Raw genomic sequence first — 15,779 nt, 5'->3', positions numbered from 1 at the left:
ATGGCACTAAGAAAAGCGTAAATCCCTGCTATTTCTAGCTTTTAGGTGCGGGGTTGCAGGTTCAGGTGTGGGGAATTAAGAAGATGTTGAACTTCTTGACGTACTGGCATTGAAATTGTCCGAAACATTACACCCTACACTTACCTCCAACACCCTGCCCTGGCGAGGTTTCACATGAGTCTTAGTGCCATTCTGTATTGCTTCCATTTAAGAACCGCTATATTTGCCCACCTTATTTAGACAAGTTGAGCAAACAGCAGACAACTAGGGTTTCAGCACGTTATCAGCAAACTGTCCTTGCACATTACCTGCGGGAGCATACTGACAAACTACATAGAAGCCATCGTACTTAGTACCCTCAATTGTTGCAGGGCCAGGTGCAGCACCACAGCCTAGTTTGGTACTGCCCTTCCAGACCACCTGAGTAAAATGCCCGGTGTTGCCAGAAAATACAGGTTTGGTGTAGTCATAGTCTGTAATTTCACTGTACCAGTCTTGAACTGCTGCACTACCTAAGTTTGTTGAGTCTCCATCTCCACTCCAGTATATGTTTTCTCCTACATTGTTTCGATTGGTACTGTGTTCTAAGTCACCTTTAGCTGCTATCGTTTGTGCCCAAGCTTGGGCGCTCTGGTTGAGAGTATCATCAATACTCACGTTAGGACTCTTATGCTTGGCTCGATAAGTGTTGTGTGCAGTCACCACATCGCTACACAACTTGGCTAAGTCAATAGATGTCTGTCCTAAAACTGAATTACCGATCATTGCTCCTCCTGTGATTGCAACTGTTAAAGCTGTAGCTGTTGTCAGGGTTAGAGTTGAAAATAATTTATTCATGGTTTTGTATTTCTTGGGTTAGCTTTTGCAGGTCAGTGCAACAAAGTTGCAGGTCAATGTAACTTTGTTGTAGGTGAGGGACTTCCAAGTAAAAAAATATTCCACTGCTATTGTTCACTGTTGACCGTTGACGGTTCACGAGTTTTTAGTTAACAGTTAATAGTCAACAGTCAACTCAACATTAGACGAGCTACTTAAAGCGATTAATATCCGCTTAGAAAGACAGGCTATTTTTCAATCCTGGTGGGCTACTAAATTTCAGAAAGCTTTTAACTCCATGTCTGCAACGAAGAATTCAGTAATTGTCCAAGAAACATCAATCTTTTCCAACGTTCCAGAAATACTCTTCAGTTCAAATTTTTTACTTTATGCAAAAAGAGCGGAAAACTTTTAAAGCTGCACTATACAAGGATTAGACGCAATAAACCAAGCCCAATACAACACCCTTGACCTCAAGAGAACAATCGCATGTAGAGGGGCGGTTGTAACAAGGGCACATGAAAGGCGATCGCTTACCGTAGACACACTTTCACAAAAATACTCTACTAAGTTATTGACCTCAATAGAGTATATAAATTTACTATAATCATCTTTTACCAGTATTCAGTTTATACTTTAGTAATTATTTATACCTCCGTATAAATACTGCAAATCTTGCCTACAGTTTAATGTAGGGTTTCTCTTGCGTCGGCACAAGTAACTTAGGCAACAGACTTGGACTTGGCAACTTCAGATATTTACTCTGGGGAGAACAATCTAGGATCATTAACCAGTGTAGACCAGCAATCGCTTTCATCGAAAATCCTACAGGGCTACTCTAGAGGAATGGCAACAGTCCTCCAAGACCTTTCCCAAGTTTTTAGGCTTAACCGAACCATATAAAATTATGGCAATTTCACAAATAGATTGAACCTAGAAAGCCATTGGTTGCAAGTTTTTTGACTCTTTATGATTTGCTATGAACTCTTTAATGTCACTACTTTTACTTTTAGAATAAAGAGATGCTGCATCCAGTAACTTCTTAATATTCTTTTGACTCACATCATCCATTGCATGGTTGATATGCTCTTTGGTAAATTTATTGATTTGTTCATTTTGCTTGATTATTTTTACAGGTTTAATTTCACTTCCCCTTTTTTCAAATGGCTCAGTTATATTAAATTGAAGTCGTAAATAACCTTTAGGATTAGCTGTATTTACAATCTCTTCACACGAGTCAGTAATAATCTGAATTTGACCTCCCATAAATACGTCAGGAATATTTTGTCCCCAATTCAAAATATTCCAATTTTTAATTTTTTCGTATTCAAGCGGTCTGGTGGTTCTACCAGTACCAATAGAAATAATAGAGATGTCCTCAATACTTTGTTTTTTTTCTTTTATGGCATAACGAAGCGCTGCCAGAGAAGGGCAGTTAGCACCTATTCCGCCATCAACGTGAGGAAATCTCCACTCTCCTCCTTCATCTTTACATTTGAATTCATAGGGAGGAAAGAAGGTAGGTGCTGATGCAGAACTAAGACAAATCTCCCACAGTCGCTTATCGTTAAACCACTTATCATTATGGTTTTGAAAATAACGACTAGCAAAAAAGGTTGTATTGCGATATAAAGTGTCATAGGCAAGAATTAACAATTCTGCTCCTGGCATTTCGCCAACTTGACGAAGTGTAATATCTTCCCCTAGTTCTTGTTTTAAAACTTGAATTAACCCTTCATTAGAATATTTAGTACTCAATATTGGGATTCGTAACCATGTACTCTTGAAGATTTCCTTACCCCTGTCTCTATAAATATTTATCAGTTCTTCTGGGGTTTTATTTAGCACTAAACCAGCAGCTACAATTGAACCAGTAGATGTACCAACAATTAAGTTGAAGTATTGGTTTAAAGGTTGTTCTATTCCTGCAACTTTTAGTTGATTTTGCAATTCTTCAAGAATTTTTGCTGTTACTACGCCCCGAATTCCACCTCCATCTAAAGCAAGTATCTTAAATTTTTTCTTGTCCTGATTTTGAGATGACATATTACAACCGGCTTTTTATTGTCGTGTACTTCTATAAGTATTCCCAGTTGAGTTATGAAAATTTAAATTGGGGAAGATATAGCGAAGGCACTGTTGGTAAACCTGGAAAACGAACTTGATTTTTAACGTTAACGTGCGTCCCCTTGTGGAGTGTTGCTCTAGCCTCAAAGCATTCCATCACTTGCATCAACAGGAAGATTAGCTAGGAATTAAGCCCTGATTAAGATAAGGTTATACAACAGAGGTTTCACTTGTATAAGCTCATTTTTCAGAGCTAACACCTTTAGGAGCGCTATTGCAGACCCCAGACCCTCCTGAAGTAGGAGACACAGTTTTGATTCTACGTCCTTTCTATGTAACTGGAAAAGTTGGGGTTGTTTGTGGTCGAGAGCCAGACTCAGATGGACGATCAAGCATACGCTGGCTTAAGGGACTTCCAGAGAATAAAATATACAGTTAACAAAAATGATAATCATTCTGAAAGAGAGAGAGCAGTTGCCGACAGCAACTGCTCTCTCCTAACAAAATATATGCAATATAAATGTCTGCACTCAACAATACGCATAGCGCAGTGAGGAGAATGGCTATTGCACGAAAAACTGTTATTTAACTTCTAACAATTACGTTGCTCCGTAACAAATATCAACAAACCACTTGCCTAAGTTTGGTAAATTCTCTTGACCCAAATTAGTCAAACGTGAAATTTTATTTTCAATTTCTTGCATCGCTCCTTTAGTTAAACGCACCCCAGTAGCTTGAAGAAGAATTCAGAAGTCAGAATTCAGGAGTCAGAATCAATCAGTTGGGGATTCAGACCCGCGACTTTCTTGTTGACCACCAAGTTGAAAATTTGGTGGGGTGCAAAAACGCCGGTTATTCATCCGCTTTTTCATACAGAATACCCAACTGAATTCTGACTCCTGACTCCTGAATTCTGTTCGATAAGGAGCCACAGTTGTTTTTGGTTTGAAATCATGGTCATCAGTTTCCGTTGGTACTCGATTTCTACCACCACGGTCAAAGTCGCCGATATTGACACGAGCTTTGGCATCCAAACTTAAGCGTAAAACGCTTGGGTCTTCTGAAATTTCTTGGTGAACTATAGCTAATTGCTCAAAGATTGCATCAGTTTCGGGAATTTTTTTTGAGGTTGAATTTTGGCAACCCTCTTGAGGCGATACCATAAATCATTTAACTTGACACGAATTGTTTCTGAAGTTGGTAATTCTTCATCTGCATAACCAAATTTTTCAATTAATTGATGTCTCACTTCCGCAGCAGAAAGTCGTGTATATAGTCTTTGGCTTTTAAAAGTAGGGTCTATTTGACTTTGAGAATCGACTAATTTTTTTATATCTTCTAAAAGATTTGGCAGTTTAGTTTCTGATTTATAACGCCCTCTAAATCGATAATTATCTACACAAATGATACCACTATTTAATTCTTTAATTCCTTTACCAATAGTTACACGATTCCATCCTAGTTCTCTCTCTGCTTTAGACTGCCCTCCGTGTCCTAATGCCACAACTGTTTGTGCAATGAACCTACGTTTAGCTGCTCCTTTTAATTGATGTTATGTATACCTGCCAATATTGCTCTAATTGCTCATTTTTCATCGGATTTTATGGGAAAGAGTAACCAATCTTTCCGATCTAATTCAAAGGTTTGCTCAATGCACTGTTCACCTTTGAATTCTATTTCTTCCGAATAGGATAACCTCATTTCCAAGCATCTTAGGAGATGAACACATGGTTTATTTCGGATGTCAGTTATGGCAGCAATTTTGTTGATGTTTCTAAGCTGGAACAGCGAATGTATTAAAGCGGATATAGCTTCTCGCGCATATCCCTTACCTTGCTCTTGCCGATTCAAAGTAAAACCAATTTCCACAGTTGTTGGATCTTCTGTGTAAACTTGTATCCCTATATCGCCGATGAGCAGGTTGGATTGTTTATGAGCGATCGCAATTTGAAACCATTCGCCTGGTATCCCAATCTTTGCTGTGTGCATTTCGTAGATAAAGGACTGCGCTGCATTATAGGATAGCATTGACCAACTTTGGAATTGGGCTACCTGAGAATCTTGGCGGTAAGCAAGAAACCGATCTAGATCCTGATCAATAAATCGACGCAGAATCAGCCGTTCAGTTAATTGGGGGAGAAAACGTCGTGGAAACAATCAAACTTTACTCCTCAAATTACTTTTACCAACATTTTTTAAAAGATTGGGTTGAAAAACCGATAGCCCAGCACATATCCATTAATCGGCACTATCTGCGCCATAGAGTTTGCCAACTGCCATAAACTCTTTCCAGTTATGGACAGTTTAGGATGGCTTATTTTGCGCCAGTTCCACTACTCACGCCAGCTTCGGGCTTGATGAACTTAAGGGTCATATGATCGCTCTCCCTACAGAAACACCGATGAATATACTCATGGTCGATACCTTCGCCAAAAGAGTTATTGTCTCTGACAACGACAACTGAAAAACTACTTTTCAGCCCATACCGAACATTTTATCACTACTACTATCAATATTCAGGTTGTGAGAAATTAATGAAGTTTAGCCTAAATATTCACCTATGAGTTTGTGGATTTCTTTTAGTTCCTCAATTTCTAAAAGTTCGACTAACAATTTGCCTGCTTTTTGAGGATCGCAAGGAATATTTATCCATAATTCTTCTCCTAAAAGTTCTTGAATTTTTTCTAGGGAGTAACCAAGCCCCCAAGGAGATTTAGCACTACAAAAGTCAACAAAACAACTAAAAGGTTCTCCGTTTTCATCTGTTAATTGATTATACCCAGCATAATGTTCCATCTGCAAAAGGTATGCTTGCAGAGATTTAACAATGTTTTTATTACGCTCCAACAATGATTGAATTTCAAATCGCACAGCTATCGCCCAAGCTTGAGAACCCGGAGGAGCTGCAAGATTTCCAACTTCATTAATACCCATATCTAACAAATATCTCACTCTAATCACTCCCTAGTGTCATATTCATCTTGGAAATATCTTTGAATTGGATCATCTGCTAATGCTCCAGCTGTTTGTTCAAAAAAGTCGGTTGGCCATCCTAATTCTTCGGGTATTTTTGGAGAGGCTGATGGCTCTAGCTGTTGATAAATCACCATTACTTCTATTTCTTTGTCTGTTATTCCTAATGGAATATCAAGGTGTAAAATCCCATCAGACCCCACATGAGTGTTTAGCTTGATACTTTGCATCACTGTTTTCTCTCACTTATTGATTCATTTAAAATCTCCTATTAATTGCCCAACAGCCACCCTTGCCGATTAATTACTTATACAAATAATATTGCTCTTTGCTTGATAATGAGTACCAAAATCTCACTCCTAACACTATAAATACGTAACTAGCTACAAGTTTTATTTTTGTGGAACCGCCAAATAAATCTCTGTATTGAACAATTAAATAAATTCCACCTCATTTGGAAAAATAAATTCACACTCAACAGGTGATAACCAAATATGACAAATTACATTCTCATATTCTTCTGCTTCAACTATCGCTCCTGCTTCACAATACTTTTTTCCAACAAAATCAGAGTTTCTTAAGTAAAAAATTTTGGGTACTAATAATTTAGCTAACTTTAATTTACCTTCTTGTTTAGCTTGATAATAAGCTTGGGTCAGTTGTTCATTACTAGGATGATGACGCACGTAGCTCATCAATGCTTTCCACTTTTGGGGGCTGAGTCTTTCTTTTAAACTGTCAGATAAACTTGTATCACTTTGTTTTTGCTGTTCGGCTTCCCATTTCTCCCATTTCACCCTTTGGATATATAACTGAACAGCTTCTTTAACAGAAATTCCATGCGTTCTCGCAATTGTCAAGACATGAGCGGCTATTTCTAGGTCTTTAATTGAGTCGGAATCCATTGAAAGTAATTACAATTTTCAGATAGTAAATCAGTTGATACTCCTATATTTACAACAAACCAGTCTACTTAGCTCTTGCACTAACAATTAAAATTGCGATTACACGACCAAATATACTAGCCTTGGCTCAAAAACTTATTTTTATATTGGCTTGTGTTGTGGAACTTTGTTAAAAATGCGCTCAGTGCGATCGCCTTACTACCGCCCACCACAGCCCTCAAGCGACCCTAACAGTTCCGTTGAAAAACCGTTCTGAAAAGGCTAAATCGGCATCGGTAACTGGAAGATTGCGCTTGAGGAGGAGCGATCGGACTTGTACACAGCAAGAGCGATCGCCTTGTGCCAAATCTGCGATTCAACATCAGATAATCCCTGCTGTCTAACAACAATGGCTTTGATGATGCGGCGGTTTCCAGTTGGGGAGTGAAGTGGAAGCAACTTCTCTAATTCTGCCAGAGAAGTTGCAAGATAAATTCGTAAACTCTCAAGTCGGAATTAGAGATTACGAATTGAGAGTTTATCTCCTCAAAATATTAATAGCTGCACCTGCTGCTGCGCCATCTAATAAATCGCCAGTCACATCTTCGCGCCCGCCAAGAATAGCGCGAACCCCGGCGCTACTTGCTGCACCGACTGCGGCATCTCTACCTAAGTTACGTTTTTTCTTACGTCCAACCAAATTGACGGCAGCACCAGCCGCAGCACACTTAGCAGCATTGCGTAAAACAGTACCACGTCTTCTAGCAGCTCCAGTTACTACACAAGTACCAGCACCAAGGGCTGCATCTCCTAAAATTCGGTCGTTAGCTGCTGCTGGTTGAAGAGGAACTAAGGAGATTCCAGTTAAACTGGCAGCCATGAAACTGGGTAGAAATGCGCGTTTGAGAATTCGATTCATAGTAGATACCTTCTTAAAAAATCAAACGACTGTTCAAAAGACTAAAAAAAATTCAATTTGTTGCAGTCATAAATTCGCTTATTTCTAGTTTAGACCTGGAGCTTAATGCTTTACATCAATCCAATCCCAAATTTCTCATCGCTTTCCACAAATTAGGTCGTCGCTTATGCTGGACTTTCCATTGGGACAACAAACTATCATAACTCTGCGGTGCTAACTCCTTCAAAGCAGACATCCATTGTGAATTTTTCGTATAATCCGAGCTTTGAGACGAGTCCGGTCTAGGTACAAAGTTGTGTAAATTTGCTTGCCAATAAGCCATCACTCTTTCCCACAAATCAGGGGGCGCATATTCTTGGAGATACATTCTCCTAGAAATATCATCCCATGTTGATAGTTGGTTTGGTAGAATCACAATCTCATAAAACTTAGGATAAGGGGATTTTCCCTGGTACTTTATCTCGGTCAAATCTTTTGTTAACAAATGTAAAATACTATATTCCCCACCCAGTTGTCCTTCATCTCCAGGTAAATTTTCCAACCACTCGATAATTTGTTGCCTAAACCAAGTATGTCCTTTTTCCTCAGTTGTAATACTATCGAGCAACCAATGCAACCACCAAGTATCTACGGCTTTTTGATTTGTATAAAAATATGAATACCTGTATGGTGTACCACGTTTAATTATTGATTCACGCCAAGATGTAAACAAGGCTTTGTGAGTATCTTTATTAACTGGTATCTCAGCAAAAGCTTTGAACATACTCGACCAGTCATAACAACATTCAAAAGTAATATACTGAATTGACAAAGCATTCACCCGTTCGATTTCTCCCAATTCTCGAACAGCTTGCTGATAATAGCGAAGTAAAGTTTTTTCTTTTTCCCAATTCCCAGGCTCGTAAGAAAATCCACTCACAGCAACAAATAGCAGCGAGTTTTCCGGTGTCCAGGGATTCAAGTCAGGTTTGTTTTTTAATAACGCATCCAAAGTCTCTTGAATCACTGTAAGACTTTCTCTATATTCCTGTTTAGCCAACAAATCCTCAATTACAGGTAAACCATTTTGCCATTCCTGGGAAATAGTCGCCCGGAGATTGTTCAAATATATCTCTGGGGTTGAGAATTGCTGTATCAATTCCATGTAAACTATATGCCAAGGAGAGTGGGTATTTTCTAGATCATGCTTCCACTCTTGAACTTCTCGATTGTTCGTCATTCCGTCAAAAATTAATTTTTTTTGAACATCAGGTAAATTGGAAAAGAAATCGATCACGGCATCATCATCTAAACTGGTGTGATAAAATTCCTTATCCCATTCCCTAATTTTTTGAGCTAATTTGAACCCATCTTGTCCTTGTGACTGCACCAATAACCATTCCCATTCCAATAAGCTACTTGTTGTCACTCCTTCCAAATGAATACCATTAGCAATTTCCATCCAGTCGGGTATACCATTAGAAATTTCACTTTCTGCTGACAACAAACTGACTGCAAAACCATCGTCATTACTAAAGCCATTCTCAAAAGCCGTTTTTACCAATGGCTTCATCTTTTGTGCAACTGCTTCTAAATCTTCAACAAAAGTACAGTCATCAAAATAAGGTTCTTCCCAGCTTGCTTCTTGGACTATATATTTCCCTTCTGACTGGGATGCTGACAAAATAATCTGATTCCATTCTCCCCATAATTGAGACCAAGTTTGAGCTAATTTCGCCAAAGAAGTTGGTTGTGCTTTGCTTGTTTTTACCTGTTCTACTGTTTGAGGTGGAGCGATGATTTGAGTTAAAGTCTCCTGGGTATTCCCTTGCAGTTGAGCAAACACCGTTACTCGCTGTTCGTCGGATAAAACCGCAAATAATTCATCCAGTAGCTGGGAAATTTCCCCTTCTGTAAGTGCTTCAAAGATGCGCGAACCAACAGAGGTTTCTTGTTTAATCTTACTCAAAGAATTGCTCTGGCTCTTTTTTGGCATCTTGGTAAATCCCCTTAGCATTACATAAATAGCCTATTTCAACCGGAAGTAACGAGGAGGACAGTCAAACATTATTTAACAAACGTTAATTTGCAATTTCAGCTTCTAGCAAACTCAACAATTTCTCCTCCAAAGCTGTCAAATAAGCACGGTTAAGCTTCCCCAGCATCTCCAAAAACTTCTGCACCGACCCCTCCAGCCCACTCGAATACACCCGACTGATGCGATGGCACATCTCCTGCATCTGCTGACATTCCGCAAGCAGGTAGTTCAGTGGCTTCAAGTGGCCGATTCTCACAGTGTACTTACCATCTCACATTGCGACTGTACAGCTAAATTCGGCCACATGGTTGACGATGCGATGCCCCAATAGCCACCCTTGCCCCAGAAGGCTGGCCCCAAAACAGTCCAATATTGAGGAGTTCGCTTACTAGCTACCGCGCGCTTTGGTTATGTCACAAATATTTGACCCCAAAATATCGTGAGTTTATCGAGCAGACTCAAAGCATCAAAAATGTTTATCACATTCGCTCGACTAAAGAAATTTCGCAATTTCTTGAATTAATTCATGCAGAAGACTAATAGTGCATCAGCATAAAAGAGCTTGTAAACCCAATTTTCGCGCGAGATTTCCCACCAACACGCCACTCATCACTCCAATAGCCTACATCAGCAGGGCTTTCGGCAATCAGAGAGAGAATCGATTGGGGAGGCGATGGTCTACGCTGCACCCAAGAGAGCGATACACTTCTATAGTTAAAGAAATAATTGCAAATCAAAACTTTTTAAGTTGTCGCGGGTCTTCATCCGGTGGATGCCAACCACCTTTGAGCCAAAGACGACGAGCTTTGACAATAGAGCCTTCATTATGACGTTCATCATTGAGGTCTAAACGATTAGATTACTTGTAGCTCGTCCTACAGAACTAATTCCAATAATTTTTAGACCATCTGCTGACCAAATAAAGTGGTCTGACCACTTTTCCTGACGTGGATTAAACAGAGGTAGCATCTGGCCTGTATCTGGATCAATTCCAGTGGTGAAATTGTAGCGGTATCCATTACAACGCTGACAGGCTAATGCCAGATTATCAGGTTCATCCGAACCCTTAAGAGACTGGGGTACAATATGGTCAATAGAAAATAGAGCAGCACTTGCTTCTTCTGAAGAATGACAGTATTCACAAAGAAATTTTGCTCTTTGTCTGACTAATTTTTTGGTTACATCATTAACTGTCATGATTCAGAAATGATTTTGGCATTAAGCAAGGTAAAAATTCTATCCAGTTCCAATATGCCTGCCAATTCAGCATCTTCTTCTGTGGTTAGCAATCCAGCTTTCTTTTTCTCAGACAATTCTTCGAGTCGAGACTGTAATTCTTCAGTAAATTTAAATAAATGTATGTCCCTAACTTTACTGAGTTTTATTCCAGAATCTACCCAGAATGAGGGTTGAACCATCATTTGAGTAATCATAGGCTGTATGTCTCGTTTAATTTAGCGGACTGGTGGTATTTTAACAGCGAATCTTCGGTTACCAAAGAAACTGTAGATAAATACTGGCAGCATAAAGACAAGGAGTACCAACATTATAAACGGCGATCGCTTCTTTAGGTAGTAAGAAGTAGGTTTGCTTAAAGTCACAGTTGGATAAAACCCAAGTGAAGACCTCCTTAAGCAATTGAGCCAAAGTTTACCCAATGTACGAAGCCAAACACTAAAGATTACGATCCTGACAGTAGGTTCTAGGGGTTGACTAGGTAAGTTGAGCTATTAGATGGCTTGGCTGAAAAATCCTAGACAATTGAAGAAGCAGCATCATCCCTCATACCCTACTAAATACTCTTGAACTAAAGGAAATAAAGCGATTGCCATCTGTTCAAATTTATCGCCGTCTGGATAGGGGCAAGATACAGCCAAGTTTTTGTCATTTTGCCAGTGCTTGTTATATGGTTCTGGGTCTAATGGTGCGTAGATGAAAGTTAACACCTGATCGCGCCACCAGCCACTTAACTGAATTAGTTTCTTTCCTGGTAACAAGTAAAAGTTAAAACTAGGATAGTAATTATGTTTGTGGAGAGAATCATAATCAATTAAACTATTTTGAAAGTAAGCTTCAAAATAAATAGCGTCTGATAAGCGATTGTAGACTCTTCCCTTCTCCTGGATAGGAGATACTTTAAAACGTAGCCAAGGGAAATGCACTTGGGCTATTTTTATTGCTGCAAGTTCAAATTCGATGGGAACAAGAACGTTATTATTCATTTTTTCCTTTGTGCTTTAAGAATAATTTAAAATATTTTGGGTTATTAATAACGTTTACTTTAGTGTACAATTCTCTAAAAATAAAATAATTTTACTAAAATTTAACTGAATTAATTAATATTCATTTAGTCACAGCTTCGATTTTGTGATTGTAAACGTTCTCGAATTAAGAGCGACCTACCATTGAGATAACGAGTGCAAACATTGGTATTTAATAAATACCTCACAGAATTTCTTCCCTTGTTTCAAAATCACCCTTATAGTCAATAACAATTGATTGGATCGTCTTGACAACTACCGTAAGTCTGCTCAAAAAATCCTGCTGGCCATCCCAATTCTTCGGGTGTTTTTGTAGGTGTTGATGGTTCTATTTGTTGATAAATCACCACGACTTCCATTTCTTTGTCTGTTATGCCAACAGGAATCTCAAGGTGCAAAATGCCATCAGCCCCAACATGAGAACATAACTTAATACTTTGCATTACTGTTTTCTCCTACTCGTTGCGCGAAGTGAGAATTACGTGGTATCTCATCTATACAGAATCTGACCGAGGTTATTAACCCCTCTTCATTGCGATCGGTAAAAGCAACGGCTCGAATTGTAACTGCCTTCCCAATTACTCATTGGCAGTTCTCGTCTTTTGAATCATCTCTTGAATTGTTTCGGTTTCGCCAATTTCATAAAGACTAATCAAACTATCCTCAATAGTAAAAATTTGCTCAATTGTTGCATCTGCAAGCAAATTGCCTTGCAAATCTCTGACGATTTGATGAACGGTAACAACATTTCGATTGTTTTTATCCGTCTCGAATTTTAAGGTTTCAAGCTGCACTTGAATAACCTTATATTGATTAGTCCAGTATTCGCGCACCGCGTCGCGTCCATAAACGAAACCGCCTTCCACCCCGTTGGCCCATTTCACGTCCGGGTGCATCACCGAGATGATTGTTTCAATCTCGCCTTTGTTGAAGGCTTCGTATAAATTTTGCAGAAACTGCTGATTTGAACTCATAATTGTTCACCATCCAATACGAATGTCATTAAAACAAGAAAGCAGCCCAACTTTTTACTATACGGAAAATCAACAAAAAATGCATCTAAATTGATGTTTTTGCTGAATCTCGCAACTTAGCTCGGTTTTAACAGTAGCGCTGCCTATCAGCAAGCCCTTCTTTAGGGTTCAGGCTCGACGGGTTACGGATTCGGCAGTTCCTCTACTTGCAAAAAACCCTTTCTGCGGACTGCTTCACTGCTTTGCTCTCGACACTCTGCTCTTGTTCAGTCAGTTCAAGAACTTCAACAAGAGTTCCCGTGACAGCCTCAAAATCACGATTTCATGATCTCCAGCAATTGCAATATCTTCTTAACAGCCGCTTTCTCTGGCTCGATCTACTAAACACGATTCAGTAACCGCTTGGGAATGTACTTCGACGACTTGACCGTTGACGGTTTCAGCTTAACAATAGTGAGTAAACTACCTGCTGCGTCAATTACTTCAATTCGGGTGAGCGCATAGACATCTTTACTAGGAAACAATATGGCAGACCTGAGCGGTAATTGGTTAGGAACTTATTGGCAAGATGACATCCCTAGTCGCTTTGAAGCAACCTTTGTTCAGAGTGGAAATACTTTTAGTGGTTCCATTTTAGATGAAAACTATTTAGGAGAAGCTCAGGTCAATGGCGAAGTAATTGGGCGCACTGTCAGTTTTACTAAACGTTATTTAATTACCTCACCTGTACCAGTTAGATATACAGGCATAGTTTCAGAAAATGAAGATTATATGCAAGGAGAGTGGAATATAGGTTTGCAATATTCTGGTGTATGGTCAGCTCGACGCGGTGGAGAAAACCTGATTGTAGATTTACAAACTCGGCTTGAACAACAAACTCCATTGACAATGACTTAATCGCTCACATAAATCCCTGCCTTACCCCCAGCTTCTTTTATCTGCTCACATTCAACAGGCAAGTAATCGTAAGATTTCAGGTACTGCAACCCAATGGTGTACTCGCCATCCCACATTCTCACAGTGTAACTGAAGTCATTGACTGCGGTGAAAATCGCCTAGCGAACCTAGCTTCGGGGTTCGGGATTGTCAAGAGTGAAAATTTGGCGGAATTAAGCAATTTAGTAGATGTTTGAGACTTGAGTCTTGTTAAGCCCAGAATTCGGGTTGAATCAGGTCACTGGCGAGTGCTATTAAACTAGCAAAATCAATCCGGCTCAAGAGTATCCACAATCGAACTTGGGCGCGGCAACGGTCGATACCTGTTAATCTGATGATGCGCCACAGAGTTATAAGCAGCGGCAACCAAGGATCGGTCAAACGAATGATATGCCAAAAAAGCTTGCGCGACATCTCTATTCAACTTGCAATCAAACCGATCTCAAGGCAAATTCACAGAAGTTAACTGGTTGGACATTTAATTCTGCACGCAATAGTACCACAGGCTTTTCCCAGAAATGCTCCCATTTTTGAGCAATCAAGGGTTTAGCATTGTTGCCCATATTCCATCCTTGTGAGATCGCCATCAGCACACGAGAGAGAAATTGCGGTCGCCACAGACTTACAGAAATTAACGCGTTGGCAATCAACAAGCTTGCTAACGGTAGTTTAAGTTGTGCCAAATAAAAAGCTTGTAAGCCAATTTCTCCAATTTCACTTGTATCAAATCCGGTTATGATGTGCCAAATATCATGGGTCTGCCGCCAGCGATTTTCTATGTAACTGCTATCAGAATTGCTCTTTATTTCTGGCTCTAGCGTTTTAAAGCTTAACTGTTTCATGTGGCTAGCATAGGTGTAGCCCAAGGAATCTGGAGGATATTGTAGTAAAGCTTCTAAATCATGTGTAGGAGCAATATAGCGTTCTGTCAAGATATCTGCTACTTCTGGAATTGTTTTCATACTTGCAACCGCTAGTTGAAAAGCACGACTATCGAGTAGACTATTGCTCAATTCCCAAACAGGTTTTAGATCACCCTTTTCATCTAACAAAAGCATGACGAAAGCTTTTATCCCTTTGAGTGTCTGAACAATGGATGCCATGATATGACCTATTGAATATGGAATTCACCACAAACATGAACAATGTTCATTTTCAATGTATGAGCATTGTTCATGTTTGTCAATGATAATCTTGAAGGATGACAAAAGAACTTCACAAAGCCTCAACCATGCGACGCCAACCCAAGCAGGCACGTAGCCAAGAACGAGTTCATCACATTTTGGATGTGGCGGAGCAGCTTTTTATCGAATTTGGTTATGAGCAAACCACTACAAGAGCTATCGCCACACGTGCAGCCATTCCAGTTGGCTCGTTATACCAATTTTTTCCAGACAAAGAGGCACTTGTCCGGGCGCTTGCCGATCGCTACTTTGAACAGGAATATCAAATTTTTGTACAACTTCATACAGAGCTGGCAAAGGCTGATATTGCTACTTACGTTGAGCGCATGGTAAATGCGTTTGAAGATTTTGCACAGCAGCATCTTGGTTATCGAGCAGTATTAGGACAGTTAATCGACTTGATGACCCTTACTGATGCCAGTAAGTTTAACGAATATGACCAACAGATATTAGTTGAACTAGCTGATTTCTTTTCACGACGAAATCCTCAACTCGATACCACTCAATCTCGACTGATTGCCACAACCGTAGTTAAAGTCTCAAATGAACTGCTGTGGCTTTCATTCACACGTGAGCCACTTGAGCGCAAACAACTAGTGAAGGAAACCAAAACCTTAATTACTGCCTATTTGCAAACATATCAAATTTAACTATCTTCAACATCTCCAATACTTGCTCCCGCCTTTATGATAGTGTGACTTGAAGAAGATTTTGGACAGGTTGTCCAAGTTTACCTGACAAAAGCATC

The 15,779-nt window shown here is 39.6% G+C and carries 19 protein-coding genes and 2 pseudogenes; 2 read left to right on the top strand and 19 right to left on the bottom strand.

Annotated elements, in window-relative coordinates; genetic code table 11:
- Nucleotides 1-264: 264 nt before the first annotated feature.
- The 17 genes and pseudogenes from RRG12_RS11445 to RRG12_RS11365 all read right to left on the bottom strand — a co-directional run bounded on the left by RRG12_RS11445 (nucleotide 265) and on the right by RRG12_RS11365 (nucleotide 12,911).
- Complete coding sequence (locus RRG12_RS11445; protein ID WP_420759360.1) at nucleotides 265-837, bottom strand: CAP family protein; 573 nt, start codon at nucleotides 835-837, stop codon at nucleotides 265-267.
- A gap of 912 nt (nucleotides 838-1,749) precedes the next feature.
- Entirely contained in the window at nucleotides 1,750-2,862 is a 1,113-nt protein-coding gene (locus RRG12_RS11440; RefSeq protein WP_420759359.1) for a patatin-like phospholipase family protein, read from the bottom strand.
- Between the two features lie 794 nt (nucleotides 2,863-3,656).
- Nucleotides 3,657-4,387, bottom strand: a pseudogene (locus RRG12_RS11435) (ISAzo13-like element transposase-related protein).
- Nucleotides 4,388-4,467: 80 nt separating this feature from the next.
- Complete coding sequence (locus RRG12_RS11430; RefSeq protein WP_420759358.1) at nucleotides 4,468-5,040, bottom strand: GNAT family N-acetyltransferase; 573 nt, start codon at nucleotides 5,038-5,040, stop codon at nucleotides 4,468-4,470.
- 384 nt (nucleotides 5,041-5,424) lie between these two features.
- Nucleotides 5,425-5,817: a hypothetical protein gene (locus tag RRG12_RS11425; RefSeq protein ID WP_420759357.1), complete on the bottom strand. Its 393-nt coding sequence runs from the start codon at nucleotides 5,815-5,817 to the stop codon at nucleotides 5,425-5,427.
- A 23-nt stretch (nucleotides 5,818-5,840) separates the two neighbouring features.
- On the bottom strand, nucleotides 5,841-6,086 hold the full coding sequence (locus RRG12_RS11420) for a hypothetical protein (RefSeq protein ID WP_420759356.1): 246 nt from the start codon (nucleotides 6,084-6,086) through the stop codon (nucleotides 5,841-5,843).
- 204 nt (nucleotides 6,087-6,290) lie between these two features.
- The gene (locus RRG12_RS11415; protein WP_420759355.1) at nucleotides 6,291-6,761 is read right to left on the bottom strand and encodes a hypothetical protein; all 471 of its coding nucleotides are present in this window, start codon (nucleotides 6,759-6,761) and stop codon (nucleotides 6,291-6,293) included.
- 261 nt (nucleotides 6,762-7,022) lie between these two features.
- Nucleotides 7,023-7,199: a hypothetical protein gene (locus tag RRG12_RS11410; RefSeq protein ID WP_322720466.1), complete on the bottom strand. Its 177-nt coding sequence runs from the start codon at nucleotides 7,197-7,199 to the stop codon at nucleotides 7,023-7,025.
- Between the two features lie 79 nt (nucleotides 7,200-7,278).
- On the bottom strand, nucleotides 7,279-7,659 hold the full coding sequence (locus RRG12_RS11405; protein ID WP_420759354.1) for a hypothetical protein: 381 nt from the start codon (nucleotides 7,657-7,659) through the stop codon (nucleotides 7,279-7,281).
- A gap of 115 nt (nucleotides 7,660-7,774) precedes the next feature.
- Nucleotides 7,775-9,634, bottom strand: a complete 1,860-nt coding sequence (locus RRG12_RS11400; RefSeq protein WP_420759353.1) for a hypothetical protein — start codon at nucleotides 9,632-9,634, stop codon at nucleotides 7,775-7,777.
- 578 nt (nucleotides 9,635-10,212) lie between these two features.
- Nucleotides 10,213-10,365 carry a hypothetical protein gene (locus tag RRG12_RS11395; RefSeq protein WP_420759352.1) on the bottom strand — a complete coding sequence of 51 codons (153 nt, stop codon included), beginning with the start codon at nucleotides 10,363-10,365 and terminating at the stop codon, nucleotides 10,213-10,215.
- 44 nt (nucleotides 10,366-10,409) lie between these two features.
- Nucleotides 10,410-10,873: pseudogene (locus tag RRG12_RS11390) on the bottom strand (HNH endonuclease).
- On the bottom strand, nucleotides 10,870-11,109 hold the full coding sequence (locus RRG12_RS11385) for a hypothetical protein (RefSeq protein ID WP_163939136.1): 240 nt from the start codon (nucleotides 11,107-11,109) through the stop codon (nucleotides 10,870-10,872). Before RRG12_RS11385 ends, RRG12_RS11390 begins: the two are co-directional and overlap by 4 nt.
- A gap of 58 nt (nucleotides 11,110-11,167) precedes the next feature.
- The gene (locus RRG12_RS11380) at nucleotides 11,168-11,323 is read right to left on the bottom strand and encodes a hypothetical protein (protein WP_289794497.1); all 156 of its coding nucleotides are present in this window, start codon (nucleotides 11,321-11,323) and stop codon (nucleotides 11,168-11,170) included.
- 128 nt (nucleotides 11,324-11,451) lie between these two features.
- The gene (locus tag RRG12_RS11375; protein WP_420759351.1) at nucleotides 11,452-11,898 is read right to left on the bottom strand and encodes a hypothetical protein; all 447 of its coding nucleotides are present in this window, start codon (nucleotides 11,896-11,898) and stop codon (nucleotides 11,452-11,454) included.
- A gap of 263 nt (nucleotides 11,899-12,161) precedes the next feature.
- The gene (locus RRG12_RS11370; RefSeq protein WP_420759350.1) at nucleotides 12,162-12,380 is read right to left on the bottom strand and encodes a hypothetical protein; all 219 of its coding nucleotides are present in this window, start codon (nucleotides 12,378-12,380) and stop codon (nucleotides 12,162-12,164) included.
- 135 nt (nucleotides 12,381-12,515) lie between these two features.
- On the bottom strand, nucleotides 12,516-12,911 hold the full coding sequence (locus RRG12_RS11365) for a nuclear transport factor 2 family protein (RefSeq protein ID WP_420759349.1): 396 nt from the start codon (nucleotides 12,909-12,911) through the stop codon (nucleotides 12,516-12,518).
- A 525-nt stretch (nucleotides 12,912-13,436) separates the two neighbouring features.
- Between RRG12_RS11365 and RRG12_RS11360 the strand changes: the two genes are divergently transcribed.
- Complete coding sequence (locus tag RRG12_RS11360; RefSeq protein WP_420759348.1) at nucleotides 13,437-13,808, top strand: hypothetical protein; 372 nt, start codon at nucleotides 13,437-13,439, stop codon at nucleotides 13,806-13,808.
- Between the two features lie 249 nt (nucleotides 13,809-14,057).
- Here the strand turns inward: RRG12_RS11360 and RRG12_RS11355 are convergent, their stop codons facing one another.
- Both RRG12_RS11355 and RRG12_RS11350 read right to left on the bottom strand, forming a co-directional pair.
- Complete coding sequence (locus tag RRG12_RS11355) at nucleotides 14,058-14,261, bottom strand: hypothetical protein (protein WP_420759347.1); 204 nt, start codon at nucleotides 14,259-14,261, stop codon at nucleotides 14,058-14,060.
- A gap of 17 nt (nucleotides 14,262-14,278) precedes the next feature.
- Nucleotides 14,279-14,950, bottom strand: coding sequence for a Coq4 family protein (locus RRG12_RS11350; RefSeq protein WP_420759346.1), 672 nt, complete (start codon nucleotides 14,948-14,950; stop codon nucleotides 14,279-14,281).
- A 98-nt stretch (nucleotides 14,951-15,048) separates the two neighbouring features.
- Between RRG12_RS11350 and RRG12_RS11345 the strand changes: the two genes are divergently transcribed.
- The gene (locus RRG12_RS11345) at nucleotides 15,049-15,681 is read left to right on the top strand and encodes a TetR/AcrR family transcriptional regulator (RefSeq protein WP_420759345.1); all 633 of its coding nucleotides are present in this window, start codon (nucleotides 15,049-15,051) and stop codon (nucleotides 15,679-15,681) included.
- The last annotated feature ends 98 nt before the right edge of the window (nucleotides 15,682-15,779 follow it).

Source organism: Nostoc sp. CALU 546 (genome assembly GCF_048836525.1).
The sequence above is the reverse complement of the archived record's forward strand: the minus strand, read 5'-3'. Positions and strand labels throughout refer to the sequence as shown.